Below are 22,449 nucleotides of genomic sequence, written 5' to 3'. Positions count from 1 at the left end.
GGGTCAGCTCCCCGCCGTGTGGCCGAGGCCGGGGCCGCACCAGCGCAGGGCCTCGCAGCCGGTGCACCCGTGGCCTGGGGTGGCGGTGCAGGTCTCGTCCGCGGCCCAGGGGCCGGCCAGGGCGGCGATGACCCGCCTCGCCTCCTCGACCGTCCCGGGGTCGGCCGGGCACAGCTCCTCGCATGCGGAGCCGTCCTCGTACAGGAGCTCCAGTTCGATCCGGGAGCGGCGCGGATCGCCGCCGAGCACCCCGGCGGACATCAGCAGGACGGCGAGCGCGAGCTGAGGGAACGACTCCATGAGCGGTCGGCCTTCCCACGGGCGGGACGCCGCGGTCTTGGTCTCGCGCCAGACCCACCCCCCGGCGTCGGTGTACAGCAGGTCGGGGTCGGCGATGACGACGGCGTCGAGCTCGGGGTCGTACGCCGTCCGGCGCGGTTGGACCTCCACCTGCTCGTCCTCCGGCAGGCCGTCGAGCGGACAGACGGCGGCGTGCTCCGCGATCATCCGGGCGGCAGGCCCGGTCTCCTCCGTCGTCAGGCCCGGCAGCACATCGGGGAGCAGAGCTGCCCGACAGCTGTGCCGGACCCGGTGCTGTTCGTTGAGCCAGGCGTCCACCGCGCGGCCGCGCCGGATCGCCGCGCTCTCCGGCTCGGCCGACTTCAGGTGCAGGACGCGTGTCAGGTGGTACTTGGCGGGGCAGGTGGCGTGCGTGCGGAGATCCGAGACGGAGACGCTGCGTCGTCGGCGCACCCGGCGCGGGCGGTTCACGCCGAGCAGGAGTGGGATCGTGGGCGGCTGCGAACAGCTCGGCAGCCCCTCACAGTTGACGCAGGCCGAACCCGGACTGGTCTGGTTCGCCCTGAGGTCGATGACGCGGGCCAGTGCGGGCTTCGCGTGCCGGGTGTACTGACGTACCGCCTCCTCGGCGTCCCAGTCCGCGAGGACCCTTCGGGAGCCGTCACCGCAGCCGACCGCCACCACGCGGACCTGCTCGGGGAGCATGGCGCCGGCGCCCGTCGGGCGGTAGGGCTCACCGAATCCGGCGACGGACGGAACACCGGTCACGGCGACGGCGGCCGCCTCGGCGATCTCTGCGGCGGTTCGATCCTTTACTGAGTTCACGGACAGCAGCCAGATCTCCCGGAGCCGGCCGTCGGCCGACGCGTACCGGCGACCCCAGGCCGTGCGCTCGTACCGGACGGCCCCGCGGGCGTCCGGCGTGGCGAGCTCGGCGGCGGCCACCCAGATGTCCTCCGTCGGCAGGGCCCCCGGTCCGGGCAAGTGGTGGGCGACGTGCTCCGCCCGTGCCGCGAGGACGTTCTGGACGGCCTCGGCGGCCCAGGCAAGGTGGGAAGGGTGGCAGTCGTGCCGTCGGCGGAGCTGCCGAAGGGCGTCGTCAACTCCGGCCCCGCCGTGTTCGATCGCGTCCAGGGCCGACATGACCGGGGCGAGGGAGAAGTCCTGGACCGGCTTGCGGCGGGAGCGCGGCGGGGATTGCTGCACCAGCGGTCGGGCCCGCAGCGCAGTTCCACGGGGGCAGCCGCGGGAGTCGCCCTGCAGGAGCGGGAGCGAGGTGCGGATGAGGCGGTGATCGCCGGCCGTGCCGGCCGGAGGTTGCCAAGCGGTCACAGGATGGGACCCCCTCAGGGTTTCGGAGCCGTGGTGTCCGGACTCCAGGAGAGCGCATTTCTGTGAACTTAGTCAAGCGATGGCATTGTGTTCGATCACGGGCGGTATGGTAAGTCGCGCACGATGCTACGGCGCACCAGGGGTGAGGATGGAAGAGGACGAAGTCGTCCGCAGCCGGTACCGAATCGTCGAACTGCTCGGCCAGGGCGGGATGGCGCGCGTCTGGAAGGCGGTCGACAAGGAGACGGGGCGGCTGGTCGCGGTGAAGGAGATCCGCGCCGACCAGTACAACTACGGGCGCCTCAGCCCGGCCGAGCGCAGCCGTCAGAGGACCGAGCTGCTCAACCGCTTCGAGCGTGAGGGGCAGTTCCTCGCCGACCTCGACCACCCCGGCATCGTGAGTCTGCTCGACCGAGGCCTCCACCGGGATGCTCCCTACCTCGTGATGGAGTTCGTCGACGGCTGCCCGCTCGACAAATTTCTCGATCGGTTCCGGCCGCTGCCGATCGGCGCCGCGATCGCCATCGCGGTCGACATCGCCGAAGCCCTCGTCCACGCCCACGCCGGACAGGTCATCCACCGCGACCTGAAGCCCGGCAACATCGTGTTGACCGTGGACGGGTCGGCGAAGGTGATCGACTTCGGGGTTGCCCTGCCGGACCATCCCGACGCCACGCGCTACACCGCCTACGGCGCCACTCCCGGAACCGTCGGCTACATGGCCCCGGAACAGCTCCAGGGGCAGCAGAAGGTCACGAAGAGCGTCGACCACTACTCGTTCGGCTGCGTGCTGTTCGAGCTTCTGACCGGGCGCCAGCCGTTCACCGACCGGCCCGACCGCAACTGTGCGACCCAGCACCAGCAGGATCTTCCCCCGCGCGTCAGCGACCACCGGGGCGGGATCCCGTCCGAGATCGATGACCTCGTCTGGCAGCTGCTGAGCAAAGACCCGTACCAGCGGTTCGACAGCCTCACCCGGGCCCTCGACGTCCTCCGGCCCCACCTGCCCGCCGCAGGCTCGCCCGCGCCCAACCCTGAGCTCGTTCCCGACCCGACCGCACGCCACCGGCTCCCCGGTGCCGCGCCCGCGCCGGCGGCCGTCGCCAAAGAGACCAGGCGACCGGCCCGCCGGCGTCCGGTGGGTCGAGCCGTGCGGCTTGGGGCCGACCGGGACCAGTTCGACGAGCTGCTTGCCCTCGCTGCCGCCGAGATGGCCGGGCCGGGCGTCGGCCCGGCCACCAGGCGGCTCGACGAGGAACTGGAGGCGGCCCGCAGGTCCTGGGGCCTGGGCCATCTACCGGTGGCCCGGGCCCAGTTGATCTGTGCGGACGCCGCACGGCTGCGCGGCGCCTGGGAGGACGCCGGTCCGTTGTACCGAGCCGCCGCGAAGGTCCTGGAGCACAAGACCGCGCCGGAGTTCCGGGTTCTCGCGCTGGAGGCCCGGGTGGGGGCGGCCGAGTGCCTGGTCCCGGCCGGGGATCTCCAGGGGGCCTTCGACGGCTGGGCCGACGTGGTCCACGAGGTAGCGGGCCTGGTGGAGATGCCCGGCCGGGTCTTGGCCCGCTGCCGTGAGACGGCCCTGGAGCTGGCGGAGTGCGGCAGGCACGCGGAGGTCCGGCGCTACCTGGCGCTGTTGCCCCGGGGCTGAGCTCAACCCCGGGGAAGTCGGCCGGTCGCGAGGAGTTCGCCGAGCGCCCGGCTGATGTCCCCACCTACGTCGGCCAGTTCGCGTACCGCATGGTCGAACTGGGTGAGCCGCCGGTAGACATCACCGTAGGCCCGCTGATCCTCCAGCGTCAGCCGGGGCACCTGGAGCCGACGGACGTCCACGCGGGAGGAGGTCGACGCGTGGGTGCCCGCCTGCCGTGCGTTCGCCGGCGACCGAAGGCAGCCGGCCAGGAACCAGGGGTCGAGGACCGTGGGGTCGACGCGGATCAGGTGGAGCTGCGGGCCGAGCACCGTCGGGGCCTCGACGTCGACCCAGGCATCGAAAGCCCGGAGCGCGCCCACCACGACGATGTCCTGAGAGGACGTCACCGTCACACTGCCCGCCCGCTCGCCACTGTCGGTCTCGGCAGCGGACAGCCAGTGGCGCGGGCCGTCTGGGTTCACGAGATCCGGCACCGTCAGGACGCGAACCCCGTCGGACGGCCGGTCTCCGCGGTGCAGCTGATCCTCCGGGAGGCCCTGCCCGGTGCGCAGTTCCAGCGCCCCGGCCAGTTCCAGCTCGCCGACGGTGGTGCTGGTGACCGTTCCGTCGTTCTGGGCGGGAGTCAATTTGGACAGCGCCTGTCCGAGGTCCCGGGTCTCGCTGAGTCTTAGGTCGAACCGGGTCCAGGACTGGCGCAGGTTGACGGCGACCGCGGAATCGGCCGCCGGGACGTGCCGAGCGGGGGTCAGGTCAACCTGCTCGTCCAGGAGGTCGATGACCGGTACGGACACGCCGGCCGGGGACTGCTCGTTCTCCAGCGATTCAAGGACGAGCCCGTGCAGAGCGGGCCAGTCGATCGCGGACCGTCCCGGTGACGGGGAACCCGTACGTCCGACGGTGTCCACCAGCCGGACGGTGGAACCGGCAGGGTCCTCGGACGGCCGGGACAGGACCCAGAGGTGCAGGCCCACGCCGTGCGGGGGAGCGGCTCCCGGGGGGAGCGCGACGACCGCGCGCAGGGCGCCGGTCCGCAGCAGCGCACTGCGGATCCGTCGCCCGGCCCGTCGCGCCGCGACTGCGGGTGGCAGCACCATGACGGCAATGCCGTCCGGGGCGAGGGTGGCGACCGCGTGCTGCACCCAGGCGAGCTCCGGCTCGGTGCGGGGAGGCTGTCCGAACAGCCACCGTGCATCGGTCGCGAGTTCTGCGTGGCCCCAGTCCCGCTCGTTCGAGGGAGGGCTGCACAGCACGACATCGGCCCCCGTGGGCGGTAGCGCATCGGCCCGCAGGGTGTCCGCGACCGAGACACGCCCGGTCGCCCCCGCCATCAACAGCCGGGCGGCTGCCACCGAGCCGAGGACCGGGTCGACGTCCTGCCCCAGGAGCTCGGGCGCACCGGAATCGGCCCATCGCCGACCCGCTGCGAGAAGGAGAGATCCGGTACCACAGGCGGGATCCACGACGGTGCGCACGGGGGCGCCGACATATCGCCGTGCGATGTCGACCATGAGCTCGGCCAGTGGTTCGGGTGTGGTGACGATCTGCCGCACGTGCGTGGCGAGCCAACGCTGGAGCAGAAAGCCGAATGTCCTCGACGCACCCTCGTGCTCAGCCAGTCGGACGGCCTGCTCCAGCAGCCTTCCCTGCGCCGGGTTCAACCGTGAGGGAACGGGCAGGGCGTCCGCGTCTCCGGGACGGCTGAGCTCGGCGCCGACCGCGGACAGCACCATGCCCATCGAGTTCCGGTCGCCCAGCGCCTCGATCTGCGGCCAGAGCCGCTCCAGCCGACCGGTCGCCGACTTGTTCTTCCTCTCCCGATCGAGCCAGTCCTCCACCTCGGCCAGGGAGAACTGGGGACTGGCATCGGTCCCACCGACCGGGCCGGGAAAACTGTCGTGCCGACGACGCCAGTTGCTCACCGCAGCGCGCCCGACCCCGGCGATGCGGGCGATCTCCGCGAGGGTGACCGAGACGACCGGTTCGGCAGGTTGCTGCATCAGACTCTCCGGGGTCGCGGGCGGCGGGTTCGAGCGGGTCGGCGTCGCTTGCCTCCAACTTATCGCGCCGCTGCGTCGCCGGTCAGTGTGTTACTTGACTCAGTTTACAGTCGCATGTCGCGGAGGGCCGGGAGGGGGCGCGGGGCGTCGGCGCAGGGGTGGCGGTGATCACCTTTGGCGGTGGGGAGGTGGGGAAAGCGCAGGTGGGAGGCTCGGGCGAGGCGGGCGAAGGAGGGACCGGCCGCTGGGCCGGGAGCGGGCGAAGCTACCATGTGGGCAACACCCTCAGCTCGAAAGATGGACTTGTGACTGTCAACGACGACGTGTTCACGGACTGGAAGAACCGCGAGGAGATCGCGGAGTCGATGATCCCGATCATCGGGCGGCTGCACCGGGAGAAGGACGTCACCGTCCTGCTCCACAGCCGTTCCCTGGTGAACAAGTCGGTGGTCAGCATCCTCAAGACGCACCGCTTCGCCCGGCAGATAGCCGGCGAGGAGCTCTCGGTGACCGAGACGATGCCGTTCCTGGAGGCGCTGACCGCCCTGGACCTCGGCCCCTCGCAGATCGACCTCGGCATGCTCGCCGCGACGTACAAGGCGGACGACCGCGGCCTGTCGGTGGAGGAGTTCACCGCCCGGGCCGTCGCCGGTGCCACCGGTGAGAACAAGCTGGAGCGCCGGTCCGCGCAGGACGTCGTGCTGTACGGGTTCGGCCGCATCGGCCGCCTGGTCGCCCGCCTGCTGATCGAGAAGGCGTCCGGCAACGGTCTGCGGCTGAAGGCCATCGTCGTGCGCAACGGCGGCGGCGACGACCTGGTCAAGCGCGCCTCGCTGCTGCGCCGGGACTCGATCCACGGCCAGTTCCAGGGCACGATCACCGTCGACGAGGCGAACAACAAGATCGTCGTCAACGGCAACGAGATCACGGTGATCTACTCCGACGACCCGGCCAAGGTCGACTACACGGAGTACGGGATCAAGGACGCGATCCTGATCGACAACACCGGCAGGTGGCGCGACCGCGAGGGCCTGTCCAAGCACCTGCGCCCCGGCATCGCCAAGGTCGTGCTGACCGCCCCGGGCAAGGGTGACGTGCCGAACATCGTGCACGGCGTCAACCACGACATGATCAAGCCGGACGAGCAGATCATCTCCTGTGCCTCCTGCACCACCAACGCCATCGTCCCGCCGCTGAAGGCGATGGAGGACGAGTACGGCGTGGTCCGCGGCCACGTGGAGACCGTCCACTCGTTCACCAACGACCAGAACCTGCTGGACAACTACCACAAGGCCGACCGTCGCGGCCGCTCGGCGCCGCTGAACATGGTGATCACCGAGACCGGTGCCGCCTCGGCCGTCGCCAAGGCCCTGCCGGACCTCAAGGCGAAGATCACCGGCAGCTCGATCCGCGTGCCGGTGCCGGACGTGTCCATCGCGATCCTGAACCTGCAGCTGAAGCGCGAGACCAACCGCGAGGAGGTCCTCGACTACCTGCGGGACATCTCGCTGACCTCGCCGCTGAAGCGTCAGATCGACTTCACCGACTCGCCCGACGCGGTCTCCAGCGACTTCATCGGCTCGCGCCACGCCTCGATCGTGGACGCCGGCGCGACCAAGGTCGAGGGCGACAACGCGATCCTGTACCTGTGGTACGACAACGAGTTCGGCTACTCGTGCCAGGTCGTCCGGGTCGTGCAGTACATCTCGGGTGTCGAGTACCCGACCTTCCCGGCTCCGGCGGTCTGATCCACCGGCTGGGTCGTAGCGGCGGGGCGGTGACCGGTTGGTCGCCGCCCCGCCGGCGTTCGCGGGCCGGTACCGTCTTCGGTGGGCTTCGCGCGGTGGGAGGGACGGGCATGGCGGACGGGTGGCCGACGGTCGAGTTGGACCCGGTGCGGCGGCTGCGGGTGCTCGCGGCGGCCGGGGCCGGGCGGCCGCTGTTCGCCGAACGGCGCCTCGCGGCCGGCTTCGACCAGGTGTGGGCGGTCGCGAGCGACCTGTCCGGCGAACTGCCCGGCCTGATCAGCGGGTTGCGCTCCTTCGAGGTCGGGCCGGCGGCGGACGGGTGGGACGGGCGGTTGGAGGGGCTCGCGGTGAGCGTCGTCGGTCACCGCGAGCGGTTCGAGATCGTGCTGCGCAGCGGCTGGTGCCTGATGCAGAGCCGGGTGCTGCTCGGCGGGATGGCGGCCGTGCCCGACGGGGACGGGACGCGCTTCGCGCTGCTGGGCAGCCTGCGGGTACCGGGCGCCGGGCCGGTGCAGCACCTCCTCGGCGGGGTCACCGAGCGGCGTGGCGAGGTGCTGCTGGACCGGCTGGAGAGGCGGGTCGGGGAGAGGTCACGCGCACGACAGTAGGCGGCGGACGGCTTCGGCGACCGCCTCGGGCCGCTCGTGCGGGAGGAAGTGGCCGCAGCCGGGCAGGACTTCGGTGCGCAGCTCGTCGGCGGGAACACCGGCCGGGGAGAGCAGGGACGGCCGGATCACCGGGTCCTGCTCGCCGCCGAGCAGCAGCGTGGGGACGGTGAGGCGGCGCCTGTTGAACCTGCCCAGTGCCAGGCGCGGGATGTCCCGGACGACGAACCCCCAGTGCAGCCGCTCGGCGGCGCGTGCCGCCTCGGGAGTGCTGCCCGCGCTCACGTACTCTGCCAACTCCTGTGCGGGCCACGGGTGTTCGGCAGCGGTGGCGCGCCGCAGCAGATGGCCGAGCAGTCCGGGGCGGTGGCGGACCACCCGGCGGCCGACGCCCGGGTACTCCAACAGCGCGGTGTACCAGAACCGCCAGGCGGTGCCGAGCAGGGCGCGTTGCCGCGGCCAGGGGTGGGTCATGTTGAGCGCGAGGAGGCCGGTGAACCGCTCGGGTGCGCGCAGGGCCAGCTCGAAGCCCGTCCAGGCGCCCCAGTCGTGGCCGACCAGGCCCACCCGCGGCAGGCCGAGCCGGTCGAGGGCGGCGAGCACCAGGTGGGCGCGGTCGTCGGTGGTGTAGCCGTGGCGCGGTGCCTCCGACCAGCCGAAGCCGGGCAGGTCCAGGCAGAGCAGCCGGAACTCGCCGCTGAGCAGCGGGATCACCTTCCGCCAGGCGTACCAGTGCTGGGGGAAGCCGTGCAGGAGCAGCAGCGGTACGCCCTGGCCGGCCTCGGCGAGGTGGAGGCGGACGCCGTCGGCGTCGACGTGGCGGTGGCGCACGCCGGGCAGGTCGGGCAGCGGGCGGGGGCCGGGCAGCGGGTGGCGGTGGGGCATCGGGGTCTCCCTCCTGGGGGTGGTCTCAGGAGAGGAGAGGGCGGGGGAGGGTGCCGCATTCCCCGGGCGCGGTGGATTTCTTCGGGCTCAGCGGTGTTCGACGCCCCAGGCGGCGCGGAAGCCGTGGCGGGCGCGGAAGAGTCGTGAACGGACCGTCCCGAGCGGAAGGCCGAGGATCTCGGTCACGGACTTCTCGTCCAGGCCCTCGACGTGGCGAAGCGTCAGGATCGCGCGGTGGTCGGGAGGGAGGCGTTCCAGGACGTCGCGGATGTCGGTGGCCAACTCGGGGTCGTGGTCGTCGGGTTGTTCGGCCGGGGCTTCGGGGCGAGGGGACCGGCGGGTGGCGAACCGGACCGCCTCGCGGGCGGCGATGGCCCGGGCCCAGCCGAACAGGGCCTCGGGGGCCTTGAGCTGGTGCAGGTTCCGGACGATCGCGATCATCGCCTCCTGGGCGGCGTCGGGCGCGTCCTGCAGCGCGATCGGGGCGCAGACGCGGCCGACGTACGGCATCAGCAGGCCGAGCACCTCGTCGAGGGCCAGTGCGTCGCCCTGCTGGGCGGCGCGCACCAGCGGGGCCGGGTCCGGTCGTCGGCTGTCCGGGCCTGTTGCGCCTGTCGCGTCCGTCATGTCGCCCCCCGTCGGCGGTCGTCGCACCCGGGGGACGGTACTGGACGGGGGCGCGGGGCCCGGCGGTGGGTGGGGGCGGAGCTGCGGCTATCTTGAGGGGTCACTGACAGGCTTAGGGAGGGCGATGGGGATGGGTGGTCGGCGGGTGCTCGCCGCGGTGGCGGCGGCCGGGGTGCTGACGGGCGTGCTGGCCGGGTGCTCCTCCGGGGGGTCGAAGAGCGTCGGCGCGGCGGAGTCTGCGGCCTCGTCCGCGGCGAGTCCGGCGGCGGGTACGGCTGCGGCGTCCGCCTCCGCCTCCGATCCGGCCGGGGGCGCGCCCGACCCGGCGGCGCCCTCCGCGCCCGGGGCGGGTTCGGCGCCCGCCTCCGCACCGGCCCCGGCCGCGGCGGAAGCGCCTCGCGGGGACCTGGAGACGGCGCTGCTGGACGACAAGGTGGTCGGGCAGGTGCTGCCGGACGCCAAGGCGATGGCCGGGTGGGAGGAGGAGAAGCGCAAGGTCGACACCGCCGACCACAAGGTCACCTGCACCGGTGCCGCCGCCGCCTCCTGCGCCGGCAAGCCGTTGAGCGGGTCGGTCCGGTTCTCCTCGGGGGACGTGGTCGTCCGCTTCCTGGTGGACACCCTGCCCAGCCGGGACGCGGCGGCGCAGCGGCTGAAGGAGAACTACGCCTCGTACTCCGCGGGGCCGTTCAGGAAGGTCGACACCCCGGCGCTGGGCAGCGAGAGCCAGGCCTTCCAGGGGCCGCTGGCCGAGGGCGAGGGCGTCGGCATCGTGGTGCGCTCGGGCACCGTGGTGGCGAGCGTGACCAGCGAGGGCGGTCCGGTGGACGTGGCCGCGACGCGGAAGTTCGCGGTGATGCTGGTCAAGCGGATCGAGCAGGCGCAGAGCGGCAAGACGCCGGACGCCGGGCTCGGTCTGGGCTGAGGGCCCGTCGGCCGAGGGCCTCGGCGTGGGCTGAGGGCCCGTCGGCCGGGCCGTGGGCCGTGCGGGCCGGGCCTCCTCCCCTCGGGTGTTCGATCCGGTCCGGGCCGTGCCGCGCGGCGGGCGGCCGGTCCACCGCCTCTCTCCGCGCGGCCCGGGGCGCTGGGCTGGGCAAACGGATGTCAGTCGACCGTGATATGTACCTATCTCGTGGCCACCGTGCGGCCATGCGAAAGATGCCGATGACGTTCGAGGGGGCCAGACATGCCGCTGTTCCGACGCCGCTCCGGCGGGGAGGGCGCGCAGGACCGGGCCGGGTGGCGCGGGTTCGGGTTCGGCCGCCGGGGCGCCGGATCGTCCGCGGCCACCGGCGGCGCCGAGCCGCGGCTCGACCCGACGTACGGGGACGAGTCGGTGCGCCTGGCGCTCCGGCAGGCCGCCGCCGGGGACTGGGCTGCGCTGCGCCCCACGCTGGCCGCCGCCGACGATGCCGAGCTGTCCTTCCTGGTCGCGGCGATATCCGACGTACCCCGGGTCGAGCAGTGGACGGCCCGGGCGCTGGCCGACACCCCGGACGACACCCTGCTGCTGGCGTTGTCCGGTGCGCGGCACGTCGTCTGGGGCTGGGAGGCCCGGAGCAGTGCCCCCGCCAAGGACGTCGCCGAGGACCGGTGGAAGGTGTTCCACCAGCGGCTGGACACCGCCGAGGAGCAGCTGCTGGAGGTCGCCGAGCGCGAGCCGTCCTGGCACGCCCCCTGGGACTTCCTCCAGATGAGCGCCATGGGGGCCTCGCTCGGTCCGGACGTCGCCACCTGCCGTTTCGAGGCCTCGGTGCGCCGGGCGCCCGGGAACGCCGGCTCGCACCGGGTCCGGTTGCAGCAGCTGAGCGCCAAGTGGGGCGGCTCGCACGAGGAGATGCACGAGTTCGCCCGTGCCACGATGCTCGCCGCCCCCGAGGGCAGCCTGCTCGGCGAGCTGGTGGCCCTCGCGCACCTGGAGCACTGGCTGGCCCTCCCGGACGGCGAGGACCGCGCCTACCTGACCAGCCCGGCCGTGGTGGCCGGGCTCCAGGAGGCGGCCTTCCGGTCCGTCCTGCACCCGGCCTTCGAGCCGGTGCGCGGCTGGCAGACGAGCTTCAACGCCTTCGCGATGGTCTTCTCCCTCGCCGAACAGCCCAAGACCGCGCGGCTGCTGTTCGACGCGCTGGACGGCTGCGTGACCAACACGCCCTGGTACTACCTGTCGGACGATCCGGCCAAGGCCTTCCACGCCCACCGGGACCGCTGCACCTCGTACTGGCGCTGAGCCGCACCCTGCCGCGTCACCCGCCACCACCGTCACCCGCTCCGCCTCCGTCACCCACCTCCGTCACCCACCTCCGTCACCCACCACCGCCATCCACCCCGCGATCGAAAGAGCCTCCGGTGTCCCCTACCGACAACCCGACGAGTGCGCACACCTTCCAGGTGGACCTGCGCGGACTGGTGGACCTGCTCTCCCACCACCTCTACTCCAGCCCGCGGGTCTACCTGCGCGAGCTGCTGCAGAACGCGGTGGATGCGATCTCCGCCCGCCGCGCCCTCGACCCCGGGGCGCCGGCCACGATCACCGTCCGCGCCGACGACGTGCTGTCCGTCACCGACACCGGCATCGGCCTGACCGAGAAGGACGTCCACACCTTCCTCGCCACCATCGGCCGCAGCTCCAAGCGCGACGCCGACGGCCGGCTCGACGGCGCCGGGCTGGCCCGGGCCCGCGGCGACTTCATCGGCCAGTTCGGCATCGGCCTGCTCGCCTGCTTCGTGGTCGCCGACGAGATCACCGTGGTCACCCGCTCCGCCGCCACCCCGGACGCCCCGGCGATCGAGTGGCGCGGCAGCTCCGACGGCAGCTACACCATCCGCACCCTGCCCGCCTCGGCCAAGCCCGAGCCGGGCACCACCGTCACGCTGGCCCCGCGCGCCGACGCCGCCGAGTGGACCCGCCCCGGCCGGGTCCTCACCCTCGCCCGGGACTTCGGCAGCCTGCTGCGCCACGACGTCACCGTGATCGACGCCAACGGCACCGAGCACCGGGTCAACCGCACCCCGCCGTGGGCCGAGCGCCATGCCTCCCCGCTGGCCAAGCGCGACGCGCTCACCGAGTACTGCCGCGCCGCCTTCGACTTCACCCCGCTCGACACCATCGAGCTGGACCTGCCGCTGGTCGGCCTGCGCGGCGTCGCGTACGTCCTGCCGGACGCCGCTCCGCCCTCGCGCCGCAACGGCCACCGGGTGCACCTCAAGGGCATGCTGCTCTCCGACCAGGCCGACGAACTGCTGCCGGACTGGGCGTTCTTCGTCCGCTGCGTCGTCGACACCGACGGGCTGCGCCCCACCGCCTCCCGCGAGGGCCTGTACGCCGACGAGACGCTGGCGGCCGTCCGGGACGCGCTCGGTGCCCGGATCCGCGACTGGCTGACCGGCCTGTCCGCGAGCGACCCGGCGCTGCTGCACCGCTTCCTGTCCGTCCACCACCTGGCCGTCAAGGAACTCGCCCGCTACGACGACGAGTTGCTGCGGATGATGCTGCCCTGGCTGCCGTTCGAGACCACCGATGGCAACGTCACCCTGGACGAGTTCGCCCGCAGCCACCCGGTGGTGCTGGTGACCCGGACGGTCGAGGAGTTCCGCCAGGTCGCCCCGATCGCCGGCGCCGCCGGGCTCGGCGTGGTCAACGGCGGCTACACGTACGACCACGACCTGGTGCACCGGCTGCCCGAGATCCGCCCCGGCGTCTCGGTCTCCGACCTCGACCCGGGCACCGTCACCGCGCACCTGGACACCGTCGACCCGGCCGTCGAGCTGGCCGCCAACGCCTTCCTGGCGATCGCCCGCGAGGTGGTCGGCCGGTTCGACTGCGACGTCGCGCTGCGCAGCTTCCACCCGACCAGCGCGCCCGCCCTGCTGCTCGACAACCGGGAGGCCCGGCACGAGCGCACCCGGGCCCAACTCGCCGACGAAGCCGACGGGTTGTGGGCGGACATCCTCGGCTCGCTGCGCGCCGAGGTGCCCCGTGCCCAGCTGGTGCTCAACCACCTCAACCCGCTGGTGCGCCGCGCTGCCACCGTCACCAGCCGCGAGCTGGCCGTCACCGCCGTCGAGGCGCTGTACGGGCAGGCCGTGCTGATGACCCGCCGTCCGCTCAAGGCCAGCGAGTCCGCCCTGCTCAACCGGTCGTTCATCAGCCTGCTCGACCACGCGATGCTCGGCCACGAGGCGGCCGGCTCCGGCCGCGACGGCGAGACGGAGGCGTGATGCTGGACACCCCCGACGCGGTGATGGCCGCGCTGCGCGAGAACGACGCCCGCCCGTACGGCCGGACCAGGACCGTCACGGCCGAGGAACTCGTCGACGCTGCCGAGCAGTTCGACGACACCGGGATCCGCTCGATGGCCTTGCTGGAGCTGATGGAGGCCTACGAGTACGACGGCGAGCGCAGCAAGGGCCCGGTCGTCTTCGCCCGCATCCTCAAGCTCTGGGACACCGACCCGGACGGCTTCGGCGAGTGGGCCCGGCACCAGGTGTTCTGGCGCTTCAAGTGGGTCGCCGACGCGCTCAAGGACACCCCGGACGTCCCCCTCGCGGCGATCGGACGCTGGCACACCGAGCTGCGCGACCGCTACCGCGCGGCCGGCCACGGCCTCCAGCCGTACTACGCCCAGCGCTACCACCTGGCCGCGCAGACCGGTATCGACGTGCAGAACGCCTACGAGCTGTGGGCGGCCCGCCCGCGCTCCGAGCTGAGCGACTGCCACGCCTGCGAGACCCGCGCCCGTGCCCGGCACTTCCTCGCCGCCGGGGACGACGCCCGGGCGCTGGAGGTGCTCGCCCCGGTGCTGGACGGCCGCTCCGGCTGCGAGCAGGAGCCCTACCTCAGCCAGGCCACCGCGCTGCTCGCGCAGCTGCGCCAGGGCCGGCCGGACGAGGCCCGCTCCGGCCACCTCTCCGGTTACCGCTACGCCCGGGGCAAGGCCTCGATGCTGCGCGCGATCGGCCTGCACATCGAGTTCTGCGCGCTGTCCGGCAACGAGCCGCGCGGCCTGGAGCTGCTCGCCGAGAACCGCGCCCTGTTCGCGGTCACCGGCGACCCGGCCTCCCGGCTGGACTTCCTGACCGGTGTCGAGGTGCTGGTCGCCCAGCTCGCCCGGGCCGGCCACGGCGAACTCGCCGTCAGCGGCCCGGCCGGCACGGCCTGGACGGTGGCCTCCCTGCTCGCCCACGTGCGCGCCGAGGCCGACGCGCTGGCCGCCCGCTTCGACGCCCGCAACGGCACGGGCGCGGTCGGCGCCGAGCGGCGTGCCCGGCTGGCCGTCAAGCCGCTGCTCGCCGAGCCGCTGGCGCTGGGCGTGCGGGCCGCCGTCGCGCCCGAGCTGTCCGCCGCCCCGGCCGTCGCGCCCGCGCCGCGCCGGACGACCGAGCCGGAGCCGGAGGACTTCACCGCCCTGGTGCTGCGGGCCCGCGAGCTGGAGCTGCTCGGCCACCCGGACTCCGAGCGGCTGTGGAAGCGGGTCGCCGAGCGTGTCGGGGCCGCGGACTTCGTCCACCCGGAGAGCACCGAACTGGGCGGCCCCGAGCGGCTGCGCGCCGAACTCGCCGAGCAGCGTGCCCACGAGGCGCTCCAGCGGGACGCGTATGCCGAGGGCAAGGCCGGGCTGCTGGCCGCCGCCGAACTGTTCGAGCAGGCGGGGCTGCCAGGGCCGGCGCTGATGTGCCGCACCCGGACGCTGATCGCGGACCTGGACGAGAGCGACGGGGGCGAGAGCGGCGGGAACGGGAGCGACGGGGGCGAGAGCGGCGGGGGCGAGAGCGGCGGGAACGGGAGCGATGGGGGCGAGCGCGACGGGGGCGAGAGCGACTCGAACCGAGTCGGGGGCGCGGACGGTGAGGACGGCGCGCGCGGAGCCAGGCAGGCCGACTGGGCGGCGCTCGACGCGGCGCTGGTCCGGGCCGAGGAGCTGCGCGCCGGCGGCGAACTGACCGACGACGACTACCTGATCGTGCTGCAGGTCCGCGCCTACGCCGCCCACCACGACCTGATCGAGGCGGAGCCCGAGCCCACCGCCGTGGTGGCCGAGCGCTTCGAGGCGGCGGTCGGGGCCTACCGGCGGACCGCCGTGGAGCTGGGCTCCGAACGGCGGGCCGCCACCTCCCGGCAGTACACGGCCGACGCCGCCGCCCGGCAGGGCCGGCTGGCCGAGGCGGAGGCCGAACTGCGCGAGGTGCTGGCCCAGTTGGACGCCGCTGAGCTGCCCTGGCACACCCCGCGGGTGCTCGGCCTGCTGGGCCAGGTGCTGTTGCAGAGCCATGAGCCGGGCCAGGCGGTCGAGGTGTTCCACCGGGCGCTGGCCGAGGCCGTGCGCTGGGGCGACGACTCCTACCCGTACGCGCCGACGTACATGATGCTCGGCCACTGCTGCCTCCAGGTCGGCGACCTCGGCGGCGCGGTCCGCGCGCTGTCGGAGGCGGCCGCGCGCTACGACCGCAAGGGCGCCGAGGCGGTCGAGGAGGCCGCCCGGGTGCGCCTCCAGCTGGCCGACGTCCTGCGCGACACCGGCCGGGCGGCGGACGCGGTGGCCGTGCTGGAGTCGGTGCTGCTGGACGCGTCGGCGGCCCGGCTGGACGTCCGGATGCTCGCCCAGACCCGGCTGGACCTCGCCCGGGGCCTGTCCGAGCTGGAGGAGTACCGGGATGCCGCCGAGGAGTACCTGCGGCTGGCCGACCTGGTGGCCGGCTGGGAGGACCAGGAGACCCACACCATGGTCGCCTGCGAGGCCACCCTGGCGCTCGCCCGGGCCGAGCGCTGGGACGCCGCCGAGGCGGCGCTGGCCCGGGCCCGCGAGGCGCACGGCAAGGCGCCGCAGGTGGACCAGCTGGCCGCCACCCTGCGGGAGCTGGCCCGGCTGACGATGCGGGAGCAGGGCGAGGAGGGGCTGGCCGCGGCGCTGGCCCTGCTGGCCGAGGCGGACACGGTCGGCGCGGCGGCCGAGCGGCGCGGCGAGGAGTACAACCCGTGGTACCTGCGCGGCGGTTCGCACTACGAGCGGGCGCGCTCGCTGGCCGTCGCCGGGCGGTACGAGGAGGCGCTCGCCGAGGTCGAGCGGGCCGTCTCGGAGTACGAGGCGGGCGGCGGGCAGGCCGAGTCGCCGCGGGCGGAGGCCGTCCGGCTGGCCGCGCTGATCGAGGGCAGCGACCTCGGCCGCACCGAGGCGGCGATGGCCCGGCTGACCGCCGGCATCGCGCGCTGCGAGGCGGCCGGGCTGCCGGAGGCGGCGGAGGTGCTGGCCGAGCTGCGGGAGCGGTTCGCCGGGGAGTGACTGCGCCGCTGCGGGCGGGGGCCGGGGGCCATGAGACCCCGGGCCCCCGCCCGCAGCGGAGGAGGTTCCGTCAGCAGGGCCCGTCGTCGGCCCAGACGCCCCACTGGCCGCCGGCGCTCGGCACCTCGTTCAGCGTCCACCACTTGGCGTGGTAGTCGTGCCCGTTGTACGAGACCTTGGCGCCGCCGTTGTAGGTGGTGCTCGCGCTCCACGCCGGGGCGGTGCAGGTGCCCGGGGTGGGCACCTGGGTGGTCGGGGTGCCCGGGCCGGTCGGCGAGGAGCTCGGGGTCGTGGTGGGCGGGGCCGCCCCGGCGAACTTCACCGTGTACCGGGTGAAGTCCCAGTCGTTCTGCACCACGCTGGAGCAGGAGCCGGACAGCCCCGGGTCGACGGTGCCCGCGCACTGGCGGTCCCGGTTGACCGACCAGTAGGTGTACCGGGCCAGGCCGTGCGCGGTGGCGAAGTCCAGCACGGTCTGGAAGTCGGACGGGTGGAAGTACTCGGCGGCGTCGGTGCGGCCGTTCATCAGCGACACGCCCTCGTGGGCGTACGCGGTGGCCTCGTTCCAGCCGAAGGTGGTCTGCAGGATCGCGTTGAACTTCACCAGTGCGTCGGTCTGCGCCGCGGCGCCGTTGAAGCCGCCGTCGAACGGCATGATCGAATAGTTGTCCGGCGTGAAGCCCTGCGACTTGGCCTCGCCCAGCATCTGGGTGCCGAACCAGCCGGTTCCCGCGTTGGTGCCGGCGGTGGTGATCGAGACGTACAGGCCGGGGTTGTTCTGCTGGAGGATCTTCGCCGCACCGATCTCGTTGTGGATGGCCGCGGTGTTCTCGTACTCCGGCTCCTCCAGGTCGAAGTCGATCGCCTTGAGGCTGTACTTGGTGATCACCTTCTGGTAGCCGGCGGCGGTCGCCTCGGGGGTGCCGCAGACCTGGCCCAGCTTGGTGCCGCCGTACCCGCCGACCGACACCGAGACGTCCCCGCCCTTGCCGCGGACGGTCTGGATGACGCCCGGCATGGTGGTGTCGGTGTCGATGGAGGAGGTGCCGCCCCAGGCGGGCGAACAGCTGTTGCCCTGGGCCAGGACGAACGCCAGCTGGAAGGCCTTCTGGCCGGTGGCGTCCATGACGGCGGCGGCGTCCGGCGGGCTGTTGTCCTCGGGCATCAGGTACGGCGCCGAGGCGTACCAGTTGCTGCCGAGCCCTCCGGCGGTGGTGGTGCCGCTGGTGTCCGCGGCGGCGGAACCGGTGCCCGCCAGGGCGGCGACGCCACCGGCGACCAGGCCGAGCACGCCGGCCACGGCGAGCGCGGCGCGGCGCCCGAGCGGAGGCCGTGCGGTGGACTGTGGGGGATGAGCGCGTTCCATGGGAAGCCTTTCCGGGAACCGGCAGTAGGGGAGGAGGCCTGCTCGCGCCGGGTGTGGGGGTGGCGTGGCGGCCGAACGGACCGTCGGCGGCGGGTAGTTGCCGAAGGTCTTCACTGGTATAGACCTCTCCCGGTGGGTGGTCAACCCCAAAGAGGTCAAGCCGCATCCGGCCGGCCGACAGGCCCTAGAGTTGACGGGTGGCCAAGGAGAACACGAACCGCGTGGACGGGCAGGTGCGCGCCGGCGCCATCATCCAGGCGCACACCATCGAGCAACTGAACCTGACCCAGCAGGCGCCGCCCGCCGTTCCCTGGCAGCTGCCGCCCGAACTGCCCCACTTCGCCGACCGGGCCGGCGAGCAGGAGCAGGTCCTCGCCGCCACGTCCGCGGCGCCCGAAGCCGGCGGCCCGCTGGTGGTCGCCCTCAGCGGCATGGGCGGCATCGGCAAGACCGCCCTCGGCTTCCGGCTCGCCCGCTCCCTGCGCGAGCACGGCCGCTGCCCGGACGGCATCCTCCATCTCGACCTCGACGACCTGCGGCGGGACGGCGTCGTCGAACTCGCCGACGCCCTCGGCGAACTGACCCGAGGCCTCGACCCCGATGCGGTGCTCCCGCCCGGCTACGCCGACCGGCGCCGCCGCTACTGGACCGCCAGCCAGGACAAGCGCCTGGTGCTCGTCCTCGACAACGCCCGCAGCGGCGCCGAGGTGCTGCCACTGCTGCCCTCCTCGGTCGGCGGCATCGTCATCGTCACCAGCCACGGCCGCCTCCACGACCTCGACGGCACCCGCGCCGTCGAACTGCCCCTCGGCCCGCTCGACGGCGAGGACGCCACCGGCCTGCTGCGCGCCACCGTCTCCGACCCCCGGCTCGCCGCAGACCCCGAGGCCGCCGCCGAACTCGCCCGCCGCTGCGCCGGGCTGCCCGCCGCGCTGCACGTCGCCGGGCGCTGGGTGCGCCGCTACCGCAACCGCGAACTGCGCAGGCTCATGGAGGAGTTGACCGTCAAGCTGGACCGGGAGGGAGTGCCCGTGGTGGAAGCCGTCTGGGACGCCGCGTACGCGAGCCTGAGCCCCGGGGCGGCCCGGCTCTACCGGCTGCTGCCGCACCACCCGGGGCCGGTGGTCACGGTCGGGCCGGCCGCGGCCCTGCTGGGCGGCGGCGCGGAGGCCGCGGAGGACGCGCTGGAGGAACTGGACGAGGCCGGACTGCTGCTGTCGCGGCCCGACGGACGGGGGCTGCACGACCTGATCCGCGGGCATGCCTCGCGGCGGTCCCATGGCTCCGCCGAGGACGTCCCGGCCGCCCGGCGCCGCCTGGTCCGCTGGTACCGGCGGCAGGCCGCCCACGCGGACCTGATCGCGGCCGGTCCGCGCCTGGTGGTGGCCCGGCCCCCGGTCGACGAACCGGGGCTCGTCGAGACGCCCGACCTGTCGTTCGCCTCCCCGCACGAGGCCCTGCACTGGCTGGAGCGCGAGCACCTCGCCCTGTACGGCTGCGTGCGCATCGCCCACGAGGACGGCCTGGACGCCGACGCCGTCGCCCTGTGCGAACCGCTCTGGACGCACTTCCTCGACCACCAGCACTACGCCGACGCGATCGACGCCTTCACCCTCGGAGTGGCCGGCGCCGACCGGTCCGGGGACCCGCTCGCCGTCGTCCGGATGCGCTGCCAGCTCGCCCGCCCGCTCTGGGAACAGCGCCGCTACCAGGAGGCCGCCGAGCAGCTGCGGGTCGCCGTCCACCGCGCCGAACTGCTCGGCTCCACCGAGCCGGAGCGCAAGCTCCGCGCCTCCGCCGTCGAGTTCCGCGGCAAGCTGGCCTCCGTCCAGGGCGACTGGGCCGCCGCCGTTCCCGACTTCGAGGCGGCCCGCGCCGAGCACCTCGCCATCGGCAACACCTACGGCGCGATGCTCCAGACCTACCTGCTCGGCCGTGCCGCCCTCGCCCTCGGCGACCCCGGGCGTGCCGTCACCCTGCTCACCGAGGCGCACCACGTCGCCACCGAGCTCCAGCGGGCCCGGATGGCCTCCCGCACCGCCTTCGAACTCGCCACCGCCCTGCGCGCGGCCGGTCGGCCGGAGGAGGCCGCGCCGCACTACCGGGCCGCCCTCGACGGTGCCCGCGCCCGGCAGTCGGCCGCGGACGAACTGCGGGTCCTGGAGGCGCTGGCGGACTTCCACCAGGAGCTCGGCGAGGCCGAGCTGGCGGCCGGCTACCGGGCGGAGGCGGAGCGCCTGCGGGGGTAGCTCAGGGCCCGCGCGCCTGCTCGCCAAGGGCGGGGACCTCGGTGCCGGCCGCGCCGACCGGGCAGAAGACGGTGATGTCGCCCACGTCGGAGGAAGGCGGCCGGGCGGAGGCGGACAAAACCCGTTGATCACCGGTCGGGCAGGTGCCAGGATGCGCCGCATGACGACCAACCGAAAGGCCCGTGCCGCGTAGTCGGCCGGGACGGATCCGGGCGGACCTTCCGCGCCGCCGGATGCGGGGAACAGGGGTGGCGATCGACGGGGTGTCCGCGCGGGCGCTCGCGGAGGTCGCGCGCCTCGAACGCACGCGGAACTACCTGCGGCCCGGGGACGTCACGGCCGCGCTGCGCCGGTGGCGGGCGTACGTCCATCGCCCGGAGCGCCTGCTGTGGCAGGACTACGGCGAGGGAGACCTCCACTGGTACTGCTGCGGTAACCCGTGGGACGACCGGGAGCTGTTGGAAGCGGTGATGCACGCCCTGTCGCCCCGGCACGCGCGTGAACTGCGCGCGGCCGTCGGCCGGTGGGACGCGCAGTGGGACGTGCCCGCGCCGCCGTACCTCCCGCCGGACGGGTGGGGCTGAGCGGGTCAGACCGGGTGGTCGGCCTCGGCTTCGGTGGCGGGTGCCAGCCGGATGCGGTGGGTCGTGCTGCCGAGGCGAGCGGTCAGGGTGGCGGGGAGGGTGCGCAGGGCGTCCGGGCGGGCGGCGAGCCAGGTGTGGACGGCGGACAGGGCGGCGGCCGGGTCGGTGCGGCGGACGCGGCCGCCGGAGCGGTCGGCGGCCACCTGGACGCCGACCGGGGCGCCGCCGTCGCGGCGCAGCAGGGCGGTGGCGGGGGAGAGGACCACCGCGGCCGTGCGGCAGTTCGGGTACTCCTCGAAGACCTCGGCCGTCCAGTCGGCGGCGGTCCGGTACTCGTGGTGCCAGCCGGTTCGCGCGGCCGGGGCGTCGGCGCGGCGGTAGATCAGGGCGGCGCTCTGGAGCGCGCGGGTGCCGGCCCGGCCGTACTCGGCGGCGAGGTGGTGGAAGGGCAGGTCCGTCCAGGGCGGGAGCCGTTCGACGGTGATCGGATCACGGTCGGTGGAGGCCCGGACGGCGAACGCGGCCGGGGTCCGCGGGGCGTGCTCGGGCACCGGCAGCGGGCGCGGCTGCGCGGGGTACGGCGGCGGGACCAGACCGAGCAGCTCGTACAGCTCGGGCCGCAGCGTCTCCAGGCACTGTCCGGCGCGCGCGAAGGCCCGATCGGCGAACCGGCGGGTGCGGCCGGGTCCTTCCGGCAGGCACGGCGCCGGGTCCACCGGGTCCAGACGCGGGACGGCGGCCAGCAACCGGGCCATCGGGCTGCCGGGGACCAGTTCGTCGGCGCCGTCGCAGGCCGCCACCACCGGCAGGTCCAGCGCGGCGGCGTAGAGCGCCACCGAGCCGTGGTCGGTGACCAGGACGTCCGCGGCGACGAGCAGGGCCGCCCACTCCTCGTACGGCGCCGCGAGCATCAACCCGGCGTCCAGCGCGGGGCGCAGCCGCCGGGACAGGTCGAAGGAACCGGTCCGGCTGTACTCGTTGGGGTGGACGATCAGCGCCAGCTGGTACCCGTCGTACGGCAGCCGGGCGGCGAGTTCGGCGGGCAGGTCGGGGCGGCGGGCGAGCAGCGACTGCGGTCCCCAGGTGGAGGAGAGCACCACCAGCCGCCGCCCGCCGGTGCCGAGTGCGGCGCGGACGGCCTCGCGCCGGTCCAGGGACTCCAGGATCCGGTCGAGCGTCGGATCCCCGGCGACGACGGCGTGCCGCCGGGCGTCGGGCAGCCGGGCGGCCAGCCGATCGATCTGGTCGGGGTGGGCGAGGGCGTGCAGGGCGGCGGTGGGGCTGCCGCCGCTGAGCAGGAACGCCGGGTCGAGGCCGGACGGCAGCTCCGGCGAGCCCTCCCGCGCCAGCGCCTTGTTGAAGCCCGCGCCGTGCGGGAGCAGCACCTGCCGGCCGCGCAGGCCGCCGAGCGCGCCCTTGGGACTGGCGGTGAGGATCAGGTCGTGCCGGCAGGCGAGGGCCTCGGCCCACGGGATGCAGCGCGCCCCGGCGGAGTCCACGGCCGCGAGCGCGTCGGCGGCGAAGTCGGAGCCGGGCACGAGGGTGAAGCGGCAGCGGACCCGGTCGTCACCCTCGAAGGCCGGCAGCAGGTCGAGCAGCCGGTGCAGCGCGGCGGCCGAGCGCACGGCGAACAGCACCTCGGCGGGGGAGTCCGAGCTGCGAGGGGCGCTACGTGGCTGGCTGGCTGGCTGGCTGGCTGGCTGGCTGGCTGGCTGGGCCGATGGTCCCGTACCACACCTCAGCGCCCCTCGGCGACGGTGCGGCGGCACCGGCTCGGCGCGGTCGGGGTGGTCCTGCGGGGGCATGGGGGCGATGGTAACCGCCAGGG

15 protein-coding genes are annotated in these 22,449 nt (G+C 74.1%); 9 read left to right on the top strand and 6 right to left on the bottom strand.

Features of this window, described 5'->3' with window-relative positions:
* Positions 1–3: 3 nt before the first annotated feature.
* The gene (locus AB0O11_RS15415) at positions 4–1,506 is read right to left on the bottom strand and encodes a PD-(D/E)XK nuclease family protein (protein WP_363386216.1); all 1,503 of its coding nucleotides are present in this window, start codon (positions 1,504–1,506) and stop codon (positions 4–6) included.
* Between the two features lie 274 nt (positions 1,507–1,780).
* On the opposite strand from AB0O11_RS15415, the gene AB0O11_RS15410 reads away from it, so the two are divergent.
* Positions 1,781–3,280 (top strand): serine/threonine-protein kinase, encoded by a 1,500-nt coding sequence (locus AB0O11_RS15410; protein WP_363386214.1) that lies wholly within the window; start codon positions 1,781–1,783, stop codon positions 3,278–3,280.
* 2 nt (positions 3,281–3,282) lie between these two features.
* On the opposite strand, the gene AB0O11_RS15405 is transcribed toward AB0O11_RS15410, so the two are convergent.
* Entirely contained in the window at positions 3,283–5,280 is a 1,998-nt protein-coding gene (locus AB0O11_RS15405) for an N-6 DNA methylase (RefSeq protein WP_363386212.1), read from the bottom strand.
* A gap of 305 nt (positions 5,281–5,585) precedes the next feature.
* On the opposite strand from AB0O11_RS15405, the gene AB0O11_RS15400 reads away from it, so the two are divergent.
* Together AB0O11_RS15400 and AB0O11_RS15395 are read left to right on the top strand one after the other, a co-directional pair.
* Positions 5,586–7,028 carry a glyceraldehyde-3-phosphate dehydrogenase gene (locus tag AB0O11_RS15400; protein ID WP_363386210.1) on the top strand — a complete coding sequence of 481 codons (1,443 nt, stop codon included), beginning with the start codon at positions 5,586–5,588 and terminating at the stop codon, positions 7,026–7,028.
* Positions 7,029–7,138: 110 nt separating this feature from the next.
* Positions 7,139–7,636, top strand: a complete 498-nt coding sequence (locus AB0O11_RS15395; RefSeq protein ID WP_363386208.1) for a hypothetical protein — start codon at positions 7,139–7,141, stop codon at positions 7,634–7,636.
* Here the strand turns inward: AB0O11_RS15395 and AB0O11_RS15390 are convergent.
* A complete protein-coding gene (locus tag AB0O11_RS15390) occupies positions 7,619–8,518 on the bottom strand; it encodes an alpha/beta hydrolase (protein ID WP_363386206.1) in 900 nt (299 codons plus the stop codon). The two genes, AB0O11_RS15395 and AB0O11_RS15390, sit on opposite strands and share 18 nt — an antisense overlap.
* A gap of 87 nt (positions 8,519–8,605) precedes the next feature.
* A complete protein-coding gene (locus AB0O11_RS15385) occupies positions 8,606–9,145 on the bottom strand; it encodes a sigma-70 family RNA polymerase sigma factor (RefSeq protein WP_363386204.1) in 540 nt (179 codons plus the stop codon).
* Between the two features lie 130 nt (positions 9,146–9,275).
* Between AB0O11_RS15385 and AB0O11_RS15380 the strand changes: the two genes are divergently transcribed.
* From AB0O11_RS15380 to AB0O11_RS15365, 4 genes are all read left to right on the top strand, one after another.
* The gene (locus AB0O11_RS15380) at positions 9,276–10,070 is read left to right on the top strand and encodes a hypothetical protein (protein ID WP_363386202.1); all 795 of its coding nucleotides are present in this window, start codon (positions 9,276–9,278) and stop codon (positions 10,068–10,070) included.
* A 261-nt stretch (positions 10,071–10,331) separates the two neighbouring features.
* Positions 10,332–11,372, top strand: a complete 1,041-nt coding sequence (locus AB0O11_RS15375; RefSeq protein ID WP_363386200.1) for a hypothetical protein — start codon at positions 10,332–10,334, stop codon at positions 11,370–11,372.
* A gap of 119 nt (positions 11,373–11,491) precedes the next feature.
* Positions 11,492–13,363: an HSP90 family protein gene (locus tag AB0O11_RS15370; protein WP_363386198.1), complete on the top strand. Its 1,872-nt coding sequence runs from the start codon at positions 11,492–11,494 to the stop codon at positions 13,361–13,363.
* A complete protein-coding gene (locus AB0O11_RS15365) occupies positions 13,363–16,422 on the top strand; it encodes a hypothetical protein (RefSeq protein ID WP_363386196.1) in 3,060 nt (1,019 codons plus the stop codon). Before AB0O11_RS15370 ends, AB0O11_RS15365 begins: the two co-directional genes overlap by 1 nt.
* A gap of 70 nt (positions 16,423–16,492) precedes the next feature.
* Here AB0O11_RS15365 and AB0O11_RS15360 read toward each other — a convergent pair whose 3' ends face one another.
* Positions 16,493–17,788 (bottom strand): carbohydrate-binding protein, encoded by a 1,296-nt coding sequence (locus AB0O11_RS15360; protein WP_363386194.1) that lies wholly within the window; start codon positions 17,786–17,788, stop codon positions 16,493–16,495.
* Between the two features lie 197 nt (positions 17,789–17,985).
* Here AB0O11_RS15360 and AB0O11_RS15355 point away from each other — a divergent pair, with 197 nt between their 5' ends.
* Positions 17,986–20,037 (top strand): NB-ARC domain-containing protein, encoded by a 2,052-nt coding sequence (locus AB0O11_RS15355; protein WP_363386192.1) that lies wholly within the window; start codon positions 17,986–17,988, stop codon positions 20,035–20,037.
* Between the two features lie 248 nt (positions 20,038–20,285).
* A complete protein-coding gene (locus tag AB0O11_RS15350; RefSeq protein WP_363386190.1) occupies positions 20,286–20,621 on the top strand; it encodes a hypothetical protein in 336 nt (111 codons plus the stop codon).
* A gap of 5 nt (positions 20,622–20,626) precedes the next feature.
* Here AB0O11_RS15350 and AB0O11_RS15345 read toward each other — a convergent pair whose 3' ends face one another.
* Entirely contained in the window at positions 20,627–22,258 is a 1,632-nt protein-coding gene (locus tag AB0O11_RS15345; RefSeq protein ID WP_363386188.1) for a translation initiation factor 2, read from the bottom strand.
* Between the last annotated feature and the right edge of the window lie 191 nt (positions 22,259–22,449).

Source organism: Kitasatospora sp. NPDC093102 (genome assembly GCF_040683915.1).
Lineage (GTDB): Bacteria > Actinomycetota > Actinomycetes > Streptomycetales > Streptomycetaceae > Kitasatospora.
This window is presented reverse-complemented; position numbering and strand designations above follow the sequence as displayed.

What these genes read in the sequence shown, in the direction of transcription:
- AB0O11_RS15375 (WP_363386200.1), top strand. Translation starts at nt 10,332, where the DNA reads ATGCCGCTGTTCCGACGCCGCTCCGGCGGGGAGGGCGCGCAGGACCGG.
- AB0O11_RS15395 (WP_363386208.1), top strand. Translation starts at nt 7,139, where the DNA reads ATGGCGGACGGGTGGCCGACGGTCGAGTTGGACCCGGTGCGGCGGCTG.
- AB0O11_RS15380 (WP_363386202.1), top strand. Translation starts at nt 9,276, where the DNA reads ATGGGTGGTCGGCGGGTGCTCGCCGCGGTGGCGGCGGCCGGGGTGCTG.
- AB0O11_RS15410 (WP_363386214.1), top strand. Translation starts at nt 1,781, where the DNA reads ATGGAAGAGGACGAAGTCGTCCGCAGCCGGTACCGAATCGTCGAACTG.
- AB0O11_RS15405 (WP_363386212.1), bottom strand. Translation starts at nt 5,280, where the DNA reads ATGCAGCAACCTGCCGAACCGGTCGTCTCGGTCACCCTCGCGGAGATC.
- AB0O11_RS15385 (WP_363386204.1), bottom strand. Translation starts at nt 9,145, where the DNA reads ATGACGGACGCGACAGGCGCAACAGGCCCGGACAGCCGACGACCGGAC.
- AB0O11_RS15390 (WP_363386206.1), bottom strand. Translation starts at nt 8,518, where the DNA reads ATGCCCCACCGCCACCCGCTGCCCGGCCCCCGCCCGCTGCCCGACCTG.
- AB0O11_RS15365 (WP_363386196.1), top strand. Translation starts at nt 13,363, where the DNA reads ATGCTGGACACCCCCGACGCGGTGATGGCCGCGCTGCGCGAGAACGAC.
- AB0O11_RS15360 (WP_363386194.1), bottom strand. Translation starts at nt 17,788, where the DNA reads ATGGAACGCGCTCATCCCCCACAGTCCACCGCACGGCCTCCGCTCGGG.